Consider the following 16364-nt stretch of genomic DNA (forward strand, 5'->3'; position numbering starts at 1 on the left):
TCAGATCCGTGCGCCCTTCTCCTGGTTGCAGCGCCGGCACAGCAGTCGCAGGTTCTCCTCGCTGGTGGCCCCACCCAGGCTCCAGGGGATGTCGTGGTCGTACTCCAGGTACTCACTACGTCCGCACTGCACGCACTTGCCGCCATCACGCTGGAAGACCGCGACCTTCACCGCGTGCGGGATGCGGCGGGAGTCACGCTGGCCGGGGGCGATGACCAGGCGCTTGGCGATGCGCAGCGCCCCTTCAGCGGTGGCGGCGACGATGTCGGCGTCCACGACGCGGTAGACGTACTCCCCACCGGCGCGGGTGGTCTGGATGTGGACGTCGGGGCCGAAGGCGTCGACCCGCAGCACCTGCTTGTAGGTGTACTGGTGCCCGCTGACCCCACTGAAGGCCAGGCCGCGGCTGGTGATGAGCAGCTGGCCGGAGTGCAGGCGCTCGCTGGAGGCGTTGCGTTTGACGTAGGTGGCCGGGGCTTGCAGATGGGGGGTCTCATCAGCTTGCAGGTGCAGGCCGTAGACGTTCACCCGGGGCAGGACTCCGGAGCGGATGAGGCTCAGTTGCTGCCCGCGCAGCAGCTGGTTCCTCAGCACCGTGACCTGGGGGTGATCTTGCAGGGAGAGGGCCGCGACCCAGGCGTCGAAGTCGTCGATCTCGTGCTGTTCGATGATGGAGTCGGCGAAGGCGACGTGGACGACGGTCTGCAGGTGCGCCAGCGCGACCGGTTCGATGTCCGGGCGCATCCGCGGGTAGGTCAGGCCCAGCTCGTGCAGGCGCCGCCAGTGCTGGTCCAGGCCGGCAGGTGGTGAGGTGGCCAGGATGCGCTCAAGGTCGCGCAGCCACTCCTGACGCAGCGGCGTGCAGGTGGGGCAGGGGCTGAAGGAGAGCAGCTTGCGGGGCAGTTTGGTGCTGCAGTGGGGGCAGTAGCCGCGCTGGCCCTGTCGGGCGGGGTCGGGGCGAAGCGGTGCCGGCGAGGGAGGACCACCGTGAGGTGCAGGTGCAGGTGCAGGCCTGGGCGGGGTACTCGAGGGCCCGCTCGAAGGACCGCTTGAGGCTGGCCGTGCGGAGCGGGACCCGGCCGGTGGAGTCGAGGCTGGTGCCGGAGGTGGCGGTGGTGTCGGAGCAGCTGCACGAGGCACGATCGGGTCGTGGGTCGGGACTGCGTTCTCGGTCCCGTCGTCATCAACGGTGATCCCGTGATCGCGTAGGAGTCCGACGAGGCCGTTGGCGTAGCCGGCGCCGACGGAACTGACCCGCCACGCGCCTTGGTGGCGGTAGACCTCGCCCAGGATCACGACGGTCTCGACGCTGAGGTGGTCGGCCTGCAGGAGTACCTGGGAGCCGTCGTCGCTGCCGAGGGTGGTGCGTAGGGATCCCAGGTCGGCGAAGGGGGCACCGTCGCGGGAGGCGGCCAGGATGATGCGCTCGATCGAGGCCGGGACCCGGGTCAAGACCAGCTGCAGGCGCCCGGAGCTGAGCAGGCGGACACCGTGGCGGTCGTCGGGGGCGTTCCAGAAGATCAGGTCTGCATCGGAGGCGGCTTGGCGGCGTTCGTCGACGAGCAGGGCTAGCAGGTCCAGTCGATCCTCGAGGTGGGTGGCGACCGTCAGTCGTTGACCGGTGAGGGGGGTGCGAGCGCCGCTGAGCAAGGTGAGCACCGGCACTCCAGAAGGTCGACTGAGCTGGTCCTCATCGTAGAACGGGTGGCTACGCAGCGTCAGTTGATGCGGTGATCCCTCGCGTCCGTGCCTCAGGCGGCAGGTGCTTGGCGGTCGGTGAGGCGGATGTAGAGGATGAGGTGATCGGTCGGGATCTGTGTCCTGACTTGCTCGATGGCGGCGGCGCTGGTGTCGGCTTCGATGAGCACCATCGTTGCTTCGGCGGCGTCGGCTGTCCGGTGCGCAAGTTCCCACATCACCCGTGCAGCTTCACGCGCCCCTCCGACAGCGAGCACCGGCGGTCAGTGCCAGGCCAGGGGGTCTGGCAGTCGGGAAGGTCAGGAGTGGGTGATGTCCGCGCTGGGGCCGTAGCGCCATGGGGAGGTGCGCACGTAGCCGTAGCGGGCCAGGGCGTCGTCGAGTTCTTGGTGCGACCAGAGCAACCGGAGGGGAACGGCGTCGGCCTCGAGCAGTTCGAGGGCTTCGGCGGCGTCCATGCTGTCGTCGACGGGCAGGCGGCTGTGCTCGGTGCCGTTGAGCATGCGCAGCACCAGCTCGTCCTCGTGCAGGGTGCACGTCAGCCGTAGGGGTGGAAACGCCACGACCTGACGGTAGCGATGGTGCGGCTGCCGGGCCGAACGGTCAGCCTCTATCGTCACAGCCAGCAAGCTCGTCCGCTTCTTGCTGGGAGGTCTTCTTGTGACCATCGCTCTGGGTGTCCGCATCGAGTTCTACTTCAACGACACGCTGCACAGCGCCTACCTGCGTGAGGATCTGCAGGCTGCGGCCGCTCCCCGCGTGGGGGAGTCCTTTGCTCCGCATGCCCTGGGGACAGCCGCCAGTCCGGTCATCGGTGCGATGCCGACGGTGGTCGCCGTCGAGCACTTCCCTGTCGGCCCGCAGGGCGCAGGTACCTCGGGTTTGTCTACCTACACGGGTGACCCGCTCGTCATGGCCGTCGTGCGGTGTGACGACGTCCCAGTTGAGCGAGCCCGAGAGCTCGAGGCGGCGATGCGGGCTGAAGGCTGGAAGCCGTCGTTCAACCTCAGCGGCTGGCGAGTCAGCTAGCCGTCTCAGTAGCCGGGGTGAGGCCGGGGTTATCGGCAGGCTGCGGTGAGATCTTGAGCGACTTCACCCGTTTGGCTGAACGATCACGGTGAGTCCGCCTAGCGTCACCAGTGCACGCACCATCCGCCGCTGCTGGGAGGAACCACCATGAAGAACCGTCTGCGCCTGGCCGCCATCACCGTCGTGACCTCCAGCGCGCTGGTCTGGGCCGCCACCGCGGCTGAGGCCAGCGTCAAGTGGAAGTGAGCCGGCGATGAACCGCAGGAACCGTCTCCGCCTCGCCCTGGTCGGCGCTCTGTCGTCGTCGTTCGTGCTGCTCGGCATCGACGCCGCGCACGCCGGCCTGCGCATCAACAACTGACCCCCCTCCGCTGAAGGAACGCCACCATGTCGGTCAAGAACCGCGTCCGCGTCGCCGCCGTCACCCTCCTCTCCTCCTCCCTCGTCCTGCTGGGCGTGGAAGCAGCCCAGGCCGGGTTCCGACACTGACCCACGACGACGAAGCCCCCGCACCCAAGTTCGGGTACGGGGGCTTCGTCGCGTGATCTGATCGCGTGACCTGGTGGCGTGATCTGCAGGTCACCGTCGCCGCTCTCGCCGCTCTCAGCGCTCACGGATCCGGTCCTCGATTTCTCTCACCCGCCGGCGCTCGCGGGCGAGTCCGCGGGCACGAGCTCGTCCGGGCACGTGGCCAAGACACCGGCGATGGCGTCACGCTCGGCCGCGGTGACCCACAAGCCCCAGGTGGCCTTCAGCCCGACCTGGCGGGCGACGTAGGCGCAGCGGTACGCCTTGTTCGGCGGCAGCCACGTCGCGGCGTCGCCGTCGCTCTTCTGACCGTTCAACGGCCCGTCCACCGCGAGCAACTCCAGGCCGTCGTTGGCGAACGCGACTCGCTTCGCGGCGTCCCACTGCTGAGCGCCTTTCTGCCAGGCGTCGGACAGCGCGACGACGTGATCGATCTGCACCGCGCTCGAGGTGCTCTGCCCCCGGGTGAAAGCGATGGTCTTGCCGCTGTAGGGATCCGCGAGAGTGCCCGAAGCGACGACGCAGTCGAGGGCGCCGGGCTTGAACGTCTCGCCGGTCAGGTCACGGGCCAGGACGTCGTTGCGGGTATCGCAGCCGTTGCGGTCGACATCGACCCACCCGTCGCCGAACTGCTCACGGCTGTAACCGGTCTTCGGTGCCCGGCCCTTCACCTCCAGCCCCGCCAGCACCGCCACCGCCGTCTGCCCCGACTCATCGCCACCGGCCGGGGTTTCCGCGGCACTCGCGGGCGGCTCAGCGGCGCTGGAGGTGGGCGAGTCGGAGGCCGGCGTGCTCGAGCTGGTCGTGGCCGGCGCGCTCGAGATGGCGGTGGCAGAGGTCGGACCGGCGGCCGGCGCGGTACTCGGGGTGCACCCGGCGAGCGCGAGTGCCGCCGCTGCGCTGACAGCGGTCACGACACCCCAGCGGAGCGTCCTTGGCCACATCGTCACGGGTCCACTGTCGCAGCTGATGCGACATCGGTCGGGTCACGATGGACAGGGCGCCCAAGCGAGGAGCTCTGAGAAGCCCGCGCGGCGCGGGCGTCGTCGAGGCGGCTCGCGGCTGCCCACGCGGCCTGGGCGACGCTGCCCATGCAGTGGCTCACGAGGTGTTCGGGCCCGTAGCGTTGGATGACATCTGCGAGGCGTTCGTCGATGGTGAGGGGCGTCCCGTCTGGGCCGCTGGTGGCGTCGGCGACCCCCAGCACGTCTCGCACCAGCCCCGGGGAGTCGACGTAGGCGGCGAGCGCCGTGGCGTGCCCGAGGTGGCCGGCTTCGAGGTCGGCGAGGGAGTGGTGGGCGACGAGTCCGGTGAGGGCCGGTGGCCAGCCGAGTTCGTCGAGCAAGGTGGCGCCGTCGAGGGGGTGGAAGCCGGTGACGACGACGGTGGGGGTGTAACCGATGTCGTGCACCCAGGCCGCGGCAACGGCCAGGTCCGCGTCGGCGCTGTTGACGGGTAGGCCCTCGAGAAGGGCTGCGGCGGTGGCCGCAACCCGCAGGGTGTGCGCCCAGCGTCGCGGCAGGGTCGGGCACAGCAGGTCGTGGGCGGCGCTCGCCGCGGCCGCCACCAGGTGGGAGGAGAAGTGATCAGACGGGCACGTCGCGGTGGGGACCAGTTCGGCACCCGGGATGGGGATTGTCACGGTGAGGTTTCTGCTTTCGCTGGTAGGTCGATCGTCCCTCTGCAGTTGCGCTGCCTGCAGGCGGTGCGGTCCTTCCTCGCTGGGTCGGTGGAAGGCGGGGGATGCGCTGTGGGCCACTACATCCACGTCGCCCCTTCGTAGCGGTCGAGGTCGCGCCGTAGGCTCTCCGGTGACGGGTCGGGGACCGGTCGCCGCTGATTCCAGGCCCGCAGTACCGGTTCGCGTGCGTTCCACAGGATGAGAACGATGACGGCAGTGGCGATCAACCACAGGCCCGTTCGGGGGCGCAACACGTGGAAGGAGAAGGCCAGGCACGCGGCGGCCAGCACGATGGCCGTTGCGCTCGTGACGTTCCTGCGCAGCTGGTGACGCATCCCCTTCCACTGGTCACGTTCGTGGAGGAGACCGGCCTCACGTTGGCGATCCTGGAGGAGGGCGTTCAAGGTTTCTACGACCTGTCCGGCCTCGGCCTGATTGAGATCCTGCTGGGTGGCGCCGGCAACTGTCCGCAGTTCCTGCTCTGCCACCCGGGCCAGGTCGCGTTCACTCGCGTCCAGCCACTCCTCCTGGGTGATGAGGTACTCGAGCGCGTCGTGCAGCTGCTCGCGCTCGCGGTCGGTGCGCAGGCGAGCCAGCGCAGGTTCGTAGTACGCGTGCAGAGTTTCCAACGCGTCACGTCGGTCGGTGTCGTGTGCATCGTGCATGTGGACTCCCGCGGGTGGTGGATCGGTCGGTGGTCTCGCTGGGCCTGGTGCTAGAACCGTTCGTGTGCAGCGCTTCTGAGGGCCGCCGCGGCGTTGTTCAGCAGCGGTACGCGTGAGGGCGCAGGGCCTGCAGCTGCAGTTGGTCGTCACGGGTGAGGTGCGCACTGTTGGGGTCGGGGGTCCACACCGCCTGAGCCTTCATGGGCTGGCCATGAAGGTCGGAGCAGACCGCGCGACCCTGGACGTGAGAACTGACCTCGACGCCGATGATGCTGGACCACATCGTGTAGGACTCCTGGAAGTTCGCCGGCCCGATCCACATGCGCTGGCCGAAGTGGTGCAGCAGGGGGATACCTACGGAGGTGGCCCGCGTGGTCCGCACCGCGAGGTGGATCCGTGCGCAGCGTCCTCGGCACAGCAAGTCCTCGACGGCTTCCCGCGGCGCGAAACTGAGCGCACGACTGGCGGGTGGGCCGACCGCCTTGGGGGTCCTGGTCGTGGTGGCTTCATGGCTTCGCTCGCACCAGCCGTCGAAGTCGGGGTGGTCATCGATGGCCAGCAGGATGGGGACAAAGTCGTTCATCCGGGCCGTGCCGGTCTCGATGTCACGGTGGCGGCGCTGCATCTCCACGTGCAGTGCCTTGATGATGGAGATGGCCGCGTCCATATCGCCCTGCCCGGCAACCGAGTGGACGTTGGGCCAGTTCCGCAGTCCCTCCAGGCGACGGTGGTAGGGGTCGATGAGGTGCGCGACGCCGCCGCCCGCGGTCCAGGCGAGAACCGCAGTCCGTAGCGCAGCGGTGCCACCCGCACCGGCGCGGGCGCCGATGAGGAGGTGAGCCTCCGCCTCCGGGCGCCAGGTGAGCCATGCGCCGTCGTCGGAGCGGGCCAGCACGACGGTCGGGACGCGGTCGGTGTGGGCTGTCGTGGTGGCGATGGTGGGGTTGCGGACCAGTACGTGAGGCCCGGCGAGGGTGGTCACGACATCGGCCCAACGGGGGGCACAACCGTAGAGGGGGCATGGGCGGTGTCCGCGGTCGCGCCGAGCGCAGCCGGGTCGTGGTCCTCGGCGCTGGGGTAGGACCTCGCTGCCCACGGCGCTCCGAGGCTCCTCGAGGCCCTCTCGACTCGGCCCTGGCCGCTGAGGATGTAGAGATCGTGGTCAACCATTTCCCATCCCCCCAGGTGACCGTGGGCCCGGAGCCAGTCGCACAACGCGTGGACGCTCTGGGCACCATCGGGTCCGGACAGGTACTCGACGATGGCGGTGCGTCGCTCGTCAGACCGGGAAGAGGGGAACAGCTCCTCCTCGGCGTCGACGCCGAACCGGTAAGCGAAGCCGGCGCACGACTTGCAGTGCTTCTTCGCGCGGACGATGCGGTAGCCGGAAGCCGCGATGTCCTTCTCGGTGCTGTCCTGCCCGGTTGTGTCCCCCTCGAGGAAGTTGAGGCGGTAGCGGCCACCGGCGCACCGGGAGCGAGGACCCAGTTCGGGAGAGACGTGGTAGGTGCCGTGGTCGACGAGATGACGGGTGGCGCCGTGCCCTGAACTCCAGGTCGATGCACGGACGACGTCGATGGTGCGGCTCATCGCTGCCCCCTCGAACAGGACGGAGATCTCTGGGGACGACGTCGACGGGCTCGAACGCAAGACCGTCGCGGTGCGGTGTCTGCATGGTCATGACTCCTTCGGAACTTGATGGGCAGAGGGGCCGCTAGTCGCGGCGAGCGCCGAGGTGGGGCCGGTGGTGACGTCAGGTCGCCGACGGCGAGGCGTCAACCGCAAGGGCGGTGCAGGCCCCCGGGCCTGCGCTTGTTCTGACACGTCACCTCTCCTCTCCTCTGTTCCCGGTCACACCGGTAGGTGTTCTGGGCGGGTGAGGTGTGACAGCTGCGTGCACATCGGCTGGTGACGTTCACGTCACTGGCCCAGGTCGCGAGGTCGCGAGTGTCGAGCCTGGAGCGGCCGCGCTCGCGTAGCTCGGCTCTGCGGCGGGACCGTGCGCGGTGCCGGGCCGGGCGCCTACCGGGAAGGTCGGCGCCCGGCGCGAAATCAGTGGTCCTGCTCGCTCATCCGGTAGGCCATGACGTAGCTGCGGTGTGCGCCGTCCTGATCGCTGATGACCCACCCGCCGCTCGCGCGGGTACCGGCCACCGTGACGGTGCCGGGGAAGTGAGCGGCAGCCTCAGCCAGGTACTTCGGGGTGAATCCGACACCCTGCGGCGGCAGGCTGTCGAAGTCCTGTCGGTGCCCGACTCGTTCGCGGGTGCTGGCGTCGAGGGTGCCCAGGTAGACGCCCCGCTCGTCGACTTCCAGGCGGACGGCGCCGTTGCGTTCGATCAGCCCGCTCAGCCGCTTCGCGGTCGCGGCGAGGGTGGCCGCGTCCACCTGCACGCTGTGGCTCGTCTCAGCCGGCCACAGTGCCTCGACCCGCGGGTACTCCGCCTCGACGCGGCGCAGGGACAGGTCCGCGGTGTCAGTGCCCACGTGCAGCCACTCCTGCTCGACGCGGACGCTGACTCGGGCGTGACGGTCCAGACGCTTCAACGCGGCGGCCGCCGCCTTGAACGGCTTGGCCAGCACCAACACGCTCACGTCGTCACCGCCCCAGGTGCCCGGGGCGCTCCACTCGGCCAGACGGTGGCGGTCGGTGGCGTTGAGTACCGGCGCCTGCCCGGTGCGCAGCCGCAGCTGCACGCTGCACAGCACCGGCAACGTCAGGTCCGTGTAGGCGGCGAGCGCCACCGGGGACAGGCCCTCGACCAGCTCGGCGGCGCTCACGCTGAACACGAGCTCCCCGCGCGGGGTCGGCGGCTGCAGGTACTCCGACACCTCCCCCAGTGCGGGCAGGTGCGTCGCCCCGGTGGAGGTGAGGACCTCGACCCCGTCGTTACTGATCGACACGGTCACCGCCGTGCGCTGGCCCAGAACCTTCAAGGTGTCGCGCAAAGCGATGAACGGGACGACGGCAGTGGCCTCGACCGCGGGGGAGCTGTCGCTTACGGCCGCGGTGCGGGGAGTGCCCGTAGCGTCCACGACGGCCACGTGGGTGCGAGCGGCGACGTCCCCATCGAACGTCGACACGCTCAAGCCCTCGGCGCTCGCGGCCAGCAGCACCCCGCCGAGGATGGGTAGCGGCGGTCGGCGGTTCACGGCCGGCGCGACGAGGTGGGCCGCGCTCAGCAGCTCGGCGGCGGACACCGTCAGCGGGGCGGCCCCGTCTGCGGACGCGATGGGGGAGGTGGTGATGGTCACGAGAACTCCTCGAGGTGGTACGGCTGGTTGAGTGCTGGCGGGTCGCTGTCCACCAACACGTGAACCATAGCACACTATGTACACACGACCGAGCCTGTCGGCGTTCTGTTTGGGCGCAATCCCTCGGCTCCAGTGAAACGTCTCCGATGCCGTCGCGTGATCACGTAGAGTCCAGCAATGACTACGAAGAGTGGGGGTGAATCCGTGGATTTCGTCCTTTGCTAGGTAAGTCGATGACCCTAGAACCAAATTGACCACAAGAGGGAGCAGTCATGACGAAAGACGAGTACCCGCGAGCGCAAGGACCCGACGAACACTGGCATCTACTTGTCGATCCCGCCGACGGTCCTTCCCCGGCGGGGCGGGGAGGATCCACGCTTTTAGATACTAACGTAGTGCGCAATATCTATGACTTTTCGAGAAACCCCGGTAAATCACGACCAGACAAACATCTACTCAAGAAATTGCACCAAGAGCGAACCGAACTTGGTCAAATAAACCATCTATGGGGTGTGGCCGAATTCGCATGGCAGAGACATACCAGCGACTGGAATCATGAAAAATTTCTGATGAGTGCACGAGCGGTTAGAAGATTCTTTGCCGCAACCGACATTGAGGCGGTTGAGATGACGGACCCTGAGCCTGAGTCCGAGGAACATTTAGCTGAACTTTCTGTACTAGTTGCAGGCCTGTTTGCGGCGAATAATGATCTTCTCGGCGCAAACTTCAATTTCTCGTCTGGAGAGAATCTAACTACCTGCCTCTTAGAACTTCTTTTTAGCCAGGTCATTCGGGACGAAATCGTTCCGAACTTCACTATTCTGCTCAAGGTTATCGATGAAGCGCAGAAACCTCGTACTGATCGCTTAGCTCAAGATTTCCTTGACTGGCTATCGCACGAGATGGACTATGCCCCCATATTCGAAGCGGTACTCGGGGTCGCGCTCCTGGCTCCAGGCAAGTCCCTCTCCCCGCACGGACGTGACGTTAAGCGTATGGCCGACAAAATCCTAAAGCCGAACGTAACGGGACCAAAAGCTGCGCAATCTGCTTGGGGTGCGGCGTGGGATATGGCTTTCTTGCGGGTGCGCCACAGGATGGAGACCGTGTCTCCCGGTCTTTTCGACACGCCGCCCAAGAACCCCGCTCCGCCGTTTAGATTGTTTACTAACGAGGAGATACTAGTTGACGCTTTCAATCATTTCATTCTAATTCCTCGCCTGGGTGACATTGTTGAATTGAAGGAGGACGTGAGTGCGGGGATTGAGGTGTATTCGTCAGCCCCTCTCTTCAAAGACGAGTCCACCGGTCTGGGGAAGAGAATGAAAGATCTCCATCTTGAGCGCGCCCACTCCATGATGCAGAGAGGATCCCTTAAAGGTTCTCCCGAAAGTCGAAAAAAACTAAATGATGCAAGAGTTGTGTTGCAGGCGAAATTCGAGGATTACAGGCCGACTACTGATTGAGTATTTTCCATCCTGGGGCAGCCAGAGAGGATGAGGGTCTGCACCGCGGCCACGAGCGCGCTCGCCCGTGAGGGTTGCTCTCGTGTCTATTCGGTCGCTGCCGGCTGCGCCGGCCCGAGTTGGAGGTCCGGGCCGGCTCGCGTCCTCAGGCCAACGTTTCGGCGAAGGCGCCCGGGTCGATGATGGGGATGCCCAGCTGGGCGGCCTTGCGGGCCTTGGCGGTGTCGGTCTCAGCAGTGACCAGGGCGGTGGTCTTGGCCGAGACGCTGCTGCTGGCGGTGCCGCCGAGAGCCTCGATGCGCTCGGCGATGGTGGTGCGGGTGTACCCGGGCACCGCGCCGGAGACCACGTAGGTCTTACCCGCGAGTGGCTTGGCCGCGCCGTCGTCGGGGACGGCCATCGTCAGGCCGTGCGCCGCGAGGCGGTCGATGACCGGGCTGAGGCGGGCCAGCCCGTCGGCGATGTGCTGGGCCTTGATGGTGCCGAGCTTGTTGATCGCGGCCAGCTCCTCCACGCTGGCCGCCCGCAGGGCGTCCATGGACTCGAAGCGGGCGGCCAGCCAGCGTCCGACGGAGCGGCCGCTCATGCGGATGCCCAAGCCGGTGATGACGCGGTTCAGCGGCTGGGCTTTGCTGGCCGCCAAGCCGTCGACGATCTTGGCGGCGTTCAGCTCCCCGAGCATCCGGGTCGCGCCCGTCTCGGTGACCCCGAGAGGCAGGGTCGCCCACTGGGTGAGGGTGAGGTCGTACAGGTCGGCGACGCTGGTGGCCAGGCCGGTCTCGGCCAGCGCCTCGCAGACCACGGTGCCGATGCCGTCGATGTCCAGTGCGTTGCTGCTGGCCCAGTAGTCCAGCGCCCCGGCGATGGAGCAGGAGGGAGTGTGGCAGCGCCACAGCAGGGACGTGGTGTCCAGTTCCTCCCCGCACTGCGGGCAGTGCGTCGGCGCGACCCACGGCTGCGCGTTCATGCTGCGAGCGCCGAGGTTCGCACTCGTCACCCGCGGGATCACGTCCCCCGCGCGGTAGACCCACACCTCATCGCCGACGCGCAGGTCACGCTCGATGATCCAGGGGGCGTTGTGCATGGTGACGTAGGTGATGGTCGTGCCCCCGACGGCGACGGGGTCCAGGACAGCGCGAAAGCCCAGGCGGCCGGTGCGTCCGACGCTGATCTCGATGTCGTGCAGGGTGGTGACGGCGGTGTCGGGGGCGTACTTGTAGGCGAGCGCCCAGCGGGGGGAGCCGGTGCGCTGGCCGAGGCGGTGGCGGGTGGCGAGGGAGTCGATCTTCAGGACCGAGCCATCGATGGGGAAGCCGAGGCTCGGGCGCAGCGCCTCGATGGCCTCGATGGCGGCGAGCACGTCTTCGACGCCTTCGTGTGGGGCGCGCAGCGCCTCGGGCAGCAGGTGGCGGGCGGTGGCGAAGCCGATCGCCTGCGCGGTGTCCAGGCTCTGGCTGTACGTCGCTGGCTCGCCGTCAGCATCACTCCCGCTGCCGTTTTGGCTGGGAAGAAGGTCGTAGGCGGCGAAACTCATCGGCACGTCGTAGGTGCGGTCGATGTTGCGCAGGGAGCCGCTGACGGCGTTGCGGGGGTTGGCGAAGGCGGGACGGCCGGCGGCTACGCGCAGTTCGTTGGCGGCGTCGAAGTTGGTCTCGCTCATGTAGACCTCCCCGCGCACTTCCCCGGACCAGCTCTTGCCCGCGCTGGTGGTGAGGCGGGCGGGGAGGCCGGTCACGCCTGCGCCGCGGGTGATCTGGCTGGTGATGTCTTCCCCGCTGGTCCCGTCCCCGCGCTGAGCAGCGAGGACGAGGGCGCCGTCCTCGTAGCGGGCGGCGATGGCGCAGCCGTCCATCTTCACCTCGACCACGAGCGGGCCGGGAGCCTGGCTGTCGACGGTGAGGCCGGCGATGAAGGCGCGGACCTCCTCGGCGGTGGTGGCCTTGGCCAGGCTGAGCATGGGGCTGCTGTGGCGCACGTCCCCGCCGACGCTGGCGCCGGAGGCGACCTGGGTGGTGACGCCTTCGTCGTTCCAGTCCGCGTGCTCGGCCTTGGTGGCGGCGACGCGGTCTTTGAGGGCGTCGAAGGCGGAGTCGGGCATGAGGGGCTGGTTCAGGCGGTAGGCCACCTCGGCTTCCTGCACCTGGGCGACGGCGGCGGTGAAGGAGGCCTGATCCGTGAAGGCCTCGCTGCCCGCGTCACCGGTAAGGGCGCTGGGCTGGGGCCCGTTCTCGGTCGGAGTGCTGGTGTGGGTGGTCTGGTTCATCGTGAAGTTCCTCGGGTTGTCGTGTGTGGCCGGGTCGCTGTCCGGCTCACACAACAAACCATAGCACACTATGCTTTGTTGTGGCGTCTCGTCCTCGACTAGCCATTTCCCTCACGCTCATTCCTTTCCGCGCTTCGACTTCGAGCGGTATCCAGGGTTCAGGATCTGCCAGACCTGCGCCTGCGTCAGTCCCGTGGCGGCCTGTAGGGCCGGCTGGTTGAGGGGATCGGGGTACAGCCGCCGGATCAGGGTGTCGCGCACGCGCCGGGCCGCGACCCACCGCGCCTGCACCGCAAGAATCCGGTCTACCTCCGCCGGCAACTGCGCGCGCGCCTGGGGCTGTTGAGCCAGGCCGACGGAGGCGGCATGTTCCGCGAGCGCCGCCGGGGTCGCCGTGTCCAGCCAGGTGTCGGTGACCTCGAGGCGGGCGGTGATACGTCGTCGCCAGGCGGTCTGGTGGATGCCGAGGGTGCGGTGCAGGCCGGGGGTGGCTTCGTAGGCGAGCAGCGATAGGGCCTGCTCGATGACCTCGGTGTTGGTGCTCTTCTCCTGTGTCTGGTGGGTGCGGGTGAGGGTGGCGGAGGCGCGTAGTCGCTCGGTGAGCTCCTCGAGCGTTCCTGTTGTAGCGGCGTGGATCAGGGCCGGGGGTGTGTCGCTGCCGCGGTAGGCGGAGGTGAGGGTGCCGATGAGCGTGTCTGCGGTCTCGGGGGTGTCGACGTCGCTAAGCAGGCCCAGCCCCCGGTAGGCGTCGGTGATGGCTGCGCGGCGGACGCGGTCGCGGTGCTCGTCGGTGAGCGGAGGCAGGGACAGCGACGGGGAAGCGGAAGGCGGCGCGGTGGCGCTCGCAGAGCGGGGAAGGCGGGAGGCCATGTAGCGCCTTTCTGGCTTGTCCCGCCGACTGGCGCGGCAGGGGTGTCGTTGCGGGGGTGTAGAAGAGCTTTCGCAGTCGCCGTTGAGGGTGCTGGGCTAGGAGCGATGGTCTCGCGCGGTCAGCGGCCGAGCCCAGCCAGGACGTGCAGTTGGGCGCTGAGGTGGGTGTTGTGGGGGTCCTCGCGCAGCGCCTTGGTCAGCAGCGGGCGGGTGTTGGGGTCGCACAGGACCGTGGCGTGCGCGCGGTGGCGAGACAGCGCGACGCACAGGCGTCCGGGGTCGGTGGCGAACTCGGGGGTCGATCGGTAGCCCGCGAGGGGGTGCAGGACCACGACCGCTTCACGCTCCAAGCCCTGGGCCGCGTTGGCGGTGCTGATCAGCACGCCGGGCAGGTCAGCCAGGTGAGCGGCGACGGCGGAAGCCTGGCCCACGTGCGGGGTGATGACGGCGACGTCGTGGGCGGTGAGCCGACGACCCGCCCCGTCCTGCGGTGCCTGGACCGTGGTGTGCAGCAGGTCGCGCACGCGGGCAGCGGCGGCGGCGGGCAGCGCGGCGTCGTGGTGGCCAGCGGTGGTCGTCACGGTCAGGGTGTCCAGTTCGGGCAACCGCTGCCCGGTGGGGATTTCCAGCCAGCGGTCGGGGCGGGCTGAGGTGAAGGGCAGGTCGGCGTAGAAGACCGGCTGCAGCAGGGCGGTCGTCTGCGGTCCCAGCCGCCAGGTCTGCGGGAGGCGCTGGTGGGTGACTTCGTCGCCGTAGACGGCGCTCAGAGCGTCCGGGGCGGGGGTGTGAGGTCCGGCGTCCCAGGTGTCCCACCGTCGGGTGGATCCGGTGACGACGGGGCTGATCTGGCCGGGGTCGCCCACGCAAACGATCTGCGGGGCCAGCGGTCCCAGGGCCAGCAGGTCGGAGTAGGTCAGCTGCCAGGCTTCATCAATCAGCAGCACGTCGGCCGTCCAGGCGCGGCTGTCGGTCCACTGCCAGCGGGCGGTGGTGGCCACCACGATGCCGGTGTGGTTGCGCAGACCCGACGCCGTGATGTGGCTTGCCTCGGGGGCCAGGTCCAGGGGGCGGATCGTGCCCTTGCCCAGCAGGGACACCGATGAAACCGAGGTGGTAGCCAAGTTGGACAGCGGGGACCACGACGTTCCCAGGGCTGCTGCCGAGACCGCGGCGGCGCGGTTGGCTACGTCGAGGGCCTGCGCTCGCGTCTGCGCCGCGACGGCGACGTTGAGGCCGGCGCGTCGGTGCAGCTGGTCCGCGAGGTGGGTGATGAGGCGCGTCTTGCCCGCCCCGGGCGGGGAGGCCACGCATACGAAGCGGTCACCGGACCAGGCGGCGAACAGGGCCGCGGCCAACTGAGGGTCACTGTCGTGCGCGGCGGCGACGGGGATCGTGGTCAGAGGTGCAGTCGGGGTCGTCATCGGCTCCCCGTTCACGTCCGTGGCGGCGCTCGCGGGCTGCGCGGTGGCCGTCGTGCCGATCTGGCGGGGAAGCGTCCTCATGGGAAAAACACTAGCGCATAGAAGCCATGGTGAATTGTGCAGCGCGCGAGATGTGGACACCTGTTGTTGTGAGTTCTAGTGCACCCTGCCGTCTCCGGGCCTACGGGTTCTGCAGCAGGTCAGCGGCGCCGGGTGCCGTGGCTGGGGGTCCTACTCATCCATGGATGCGGCACCGGCCATCGCAGTCATCGTGGCTCCAGCGGCGCGAAGTTGATCCTGCTCAAACGAAGAGGCGCGCCCGTGCGCCCTTGTCCCGTACGTTTGTTCGCAGGCAGGACCAAGCCGGCCCTGTCCGTGCGCTGCACGGCGCATGTTGGACAGACGAAAAGAGTTTAAGTTGAGTAGTTCGCGCGGATTTTTCGTCGGTCAGCTGATCGACGATCTTGCTTCCATCTCGCACCAAGTTGAGACCCGCTGTCGTCTAGGTTTTACGGATCTCAACAGTATGCTGGAGGAGTTCTTCTGCAACGTTCTGAACACCCTGCAGGGTCTTCAACTGAGAAATCTTAACGAGACGCGGGCAAATGAGCCAGGTCTGGACCTTGGTGACGAGATCGCTAAAATTGCTTTTCAGGTCACTTCGACTGCTACTGCCGCCAAGGTCAACAATACCTTAGAGAAGATTACAGCGGATCAAGCAGGCAAGTTTGATAAGTTTCGAGTTCTCATCATCGGCGCTAAGCAGAAGAGCTACAGCCTCGATCCCAAACTCTGCGCTAAGTACAACTTCGGCGAAGAGGACATTTGGGACATTACGCATCTCGCCCGTAAGGCCCTCACTCTGCCAATTACCGACCTGCAGGACCTTCATCGCATGGTTGCTAAGGAGGTGGCCCGCGTTCGGGTCGAGCTAGAACTGCCCGCTCCGGACGGCACGTACCCGACTGGCCTGGACGACTACATAGAGGCGGTCGGTAAGCCGACACGATCGGACGGGTCCGTCCTGACTGCAGCTTATTCGGCGGGAAACATGGAACAAGTCAAGGCACAGGCGCTGCTTAACGTCCTGGCAAACAAGCTGGCCGACCTGCCACGCATCTCTCGAGAGTTCTACGCTTTCCTGTTTGCTCGACGAGAGATGGACGCGTCGGGACGCAATCCACGCGTCAATGGCGATCTAGTGCCCCGGCTTTCAAGCTACCCTGATACCGAAGGTGAGCTGCGCTTCCTGCAGGATCGTGGTTTTATTAGTTTTATGGATCCGCGGGAGAATATTTATGGGACTTTGGGGTCCCCTTACTGGCAAATCTTGCTTCCAGGCTGGGGCAGCGACGAGTCTGATGCCTTCTTCTACTTTCTTGACGACCCAGAGGGCGCCCACGTCGACCTGAGACGGGTGATCGTTTCGCTGGACTTCTCAGCCTTCGGTCCTTTGCCTACTACTTAACTGGACGACGAAGCCCGCGA

At 67.4% G+C, this 16364-nt stretch carries 15 protein-coding genes; 3 read left to right on the forward strand and 12 right to left on the reverse strand.

Going from position 1 to position 16364, the window contains the following annotated elements; translation table 11 throughout:
- The 3 genes from AC0I8G_RS15990 to AC0I8G_RS16000 all read right to left on the reverse strand — a co-directional run bounded on the left by AC0I8G_RS15990 (nt 1) and on the right by AC0I8G_RS16000 (nt 2261).
- Entirely contained in the window at nt 1-1659 is a 1659-nt protein-coding gene (locus AC0I8G_RS15990) for a TerD family protein (RefSeq protein WP_471730811.1), read from the reverse strand.
- A 92-nt stretch (nt 1660-1751) separates the two neighbouring features.
- Nucleotides 1752-1919, reverse strand: coding sequence for a hypothetical protein (locus AC0I8G_RS15995; protein ID WP_471730812.1), 168 nt, complete (start codon nt 1917-1919; stop codon nt 1752-1754).
- Nucleotides 1920-1997: 78 nt separating this feature from the next.
- A complete protein-coding gene (locus AC0I8G_RS16000; protein WP_471730813.1) occupies nt 1998-2261 on the reverse strand; it encodes a hypothetical protein in 264 nt (87 codons plus the stop codon).
- A gap of 97 nt (nt 2262-2358) precedes the next feature.
- Here AC0I8G_RS16000 and AC0I8G_RS16005 point away from each other — a divergent pair, with 97 nt between their 5' ends.
- Complete coding sequence (locus tag AC0I8G_RS16005) at nt 2359-2727, forward strand: hypothetical protein (protein ID WP_471730814.1); 369 nt, start codon at nt 2359-2361, stop codon at nt 2725-2727.
- Nucleotides 2728-3362: 635 nt separating this feature from the next.
- Here AC0I8G_RS16005 and AC0I8G_RS16010 read toward each other — a convergent pair.
- From AC0I8G_RS16010 to AC0I8G_RS16035, 6 genes are all read right to left on the reverse strand, one after another.
- Nucleotides 3363-3950, reverse strand: coding sequence for an HNH endonuclease family protein (locus AC0I8G_RS16010; RefSeq protein WP_471730815.1), 588 nt, complete (start codon nt 3948-3950; stop codon nt 3363-3365).
- A gap of 251 nt (nt 3951-4201) precedes the next feature.
- Complete coding sequence (locus AC0I8G_RS16015) at nt 4202-4897, reverse strand: HD domain-containing protein (RefSeq protein ID WP_471730816.1); 696 nt, start codon at nt 4895-4897, stop codon at nt 4202-4204.
- 116 nt (nt 4898-5013) lie between these two features.
- On the reverse strand, nt 5014-5601 hold the full coding sequence (locus AC0I8G_RS16020; protein ID WP_471730817.1) for a hypothetical protein: 588 nt from the start codon (nt 5599-5601) through the stop codon (nt 5014-5016).
- A 97-nt stretch (nt 5602-5698) separates the two neighbouring features.
- Entirely contained in the window at nt 5699-6583 is an 885-nt protein-coding gene (locus AC0I8G_RS16025) for a hypothetical protein (protein ID WP_471730818.1), read from the reverse strand.
- Complete coding sequence (locus AC0I8G_RS16030; RefSeq protein ID WP_471730819.1) at nt 6580-7191, reverse strand: hypothetical protein; 612 nt, start codon at nt 7189-7191, stop codon at nt 6580-6582. The genes AC0I8G_RS16025 and AC0I8G_RS16030 overlap by 4 nt, the downstream gene beginning before the upstream one ends.
- Nucleotides 7192-7653: 462 nt before the next feature.
- Nucleotides 7654-8856 (reverse strand): DNA polymerase III subunit beta family protein, encoded by a 1203-nt coding sequence (locus AC0I8G_RS16035; RefSeq protein ID WP_471730820.1) that lies wholly within the window; start codon nt 8854-8856, stop codon nt 7654-7656.
- 272 nt (nt 8857-9128) lie between these two features.
- On the opposite strand from AC0I8G_RS16035, the gene AC0I8G_RS16040 reads away from it, so the two are divergent.
- On the forward strand, nt 9129-10322 hold the full coding sequence (locus AC0I8G_RS16040; protein ID WP_471730821.1) for a hypothetical protein: 1194 nt from the start codon (nt 9129-9131) through the stop codon (nt 10320-10322).
- Between the two features lie 145 nt (nt 10323-10467).
- On the opposite strand, the gene ligA is transcribed toward AC0I8G_RS16040, so the two are convergent.
- From ligA to AC0I8G_RS16055, 3 genes are all read right to left on the reverse strand, one after another.
- Nucleotides 10468-12585 (reverse strand): NAD-dependent DNA ligase LigA, encoded by a 2118-nt coding sequence (gene ligA / locus AC0I8G_RS16045; RefSeq protein WP_471730822.1) that lies wholly within the window; start codon nt 12583-12585, stop codon nt 10468-10470.
- 117 nt (nt 12586-12702) lie between these two features.
- Nucleotides 12703-13455 carry a hypothetical protein gene (locus tag AC0I8G_RS16050; protein WP_471730823.1) on the reverse strand — a complete coding sequence of 251 codons (753 nt, stop codon included), beginning with the start codon at nt 13453-13455 and terminating at the stop codon, nt 12703-12705.
- A 119-nt stretch (nt 13456-13574) separates the two neighbouring features.
- Complete coding sequence (locus tag AC0I8G_RS16055) at nt 13575-14957, reverse strand: AAA family ATPase (protein ID WP_471730824.1); 1383 nt, start codon at nt 14955-14957, stop codon at nt 13575-13577.
- Nucleotides 14958-15294: 337 nt separating this feature from the next.
- Here AC0I8G_RS16055 and AC0I8G_RS16060 point away from each other — a divergent pair, with 337 nt between their 5' ends.
- The gene (locus AC0I8G_RS16060; protein WP_471730825.1) at nt 15295-16344 is read left to right on the forward strand and encodes an SMEK domain-containing protein; all 1050 of its coding nucleotides are present in this window, start codon (nt 15295-15297) and stop codon (nt 16342-16344) included.
- Nucleotides 16345-16364 lie beyond the last annotated feature (20 nt).

The sequence above is a fragment of the Kineococcus sp. AC630 genome (assembly GCF_979255925.1).

Excerpts from the sequence above, each read along its gene's own strand:
- AC0I8G_RS16020 (WP_471730817.1), bottom strand. The coding sequence starts at position 5,601 with ATGCACGATGCACACGACACCGACCGACGTGACGCGTTGGAAACTCTG.
- AC0I8G_RS16030 (WP_471730819.1), bottom strand. The coding sequence starts at position 7,191 with ATGAGCCGCACCATCGACGTCGTCCGTGCATCGACCTGGAGTTCAGGG.
- AC0I8G_RS16040 (WP_471730821.1), top strand. The coding sequence starts at position 9,129 with ATGACGAAAGACGAGTACCCGCGAGCGCAAGGACCCGACGAACACTGG.
- ligA (WP_471730822.1), bottom strand. The coding sequence starts at position 12,585 with ATGAACCAGACCACCCACACCAGCACTCCGACCGAGAACGGGCCCCAG.
- AC0I8G_RS16050 (WP_471730823.1), bottom strand. The coding sequence starts at position 13,455 with ATGGCCTCCCGCCTTCCCCGCTCTGCGAGCGCCACCGCGCCGCCTTCC.
- AC0I8G_RS16055 (WP_471730824.1), bottom strand. The coding sequence starts at position 14,957 with ATGAGGACGCTTCCCCGCCAGATCGGCACGACGGCCACCGCGCAGCCC.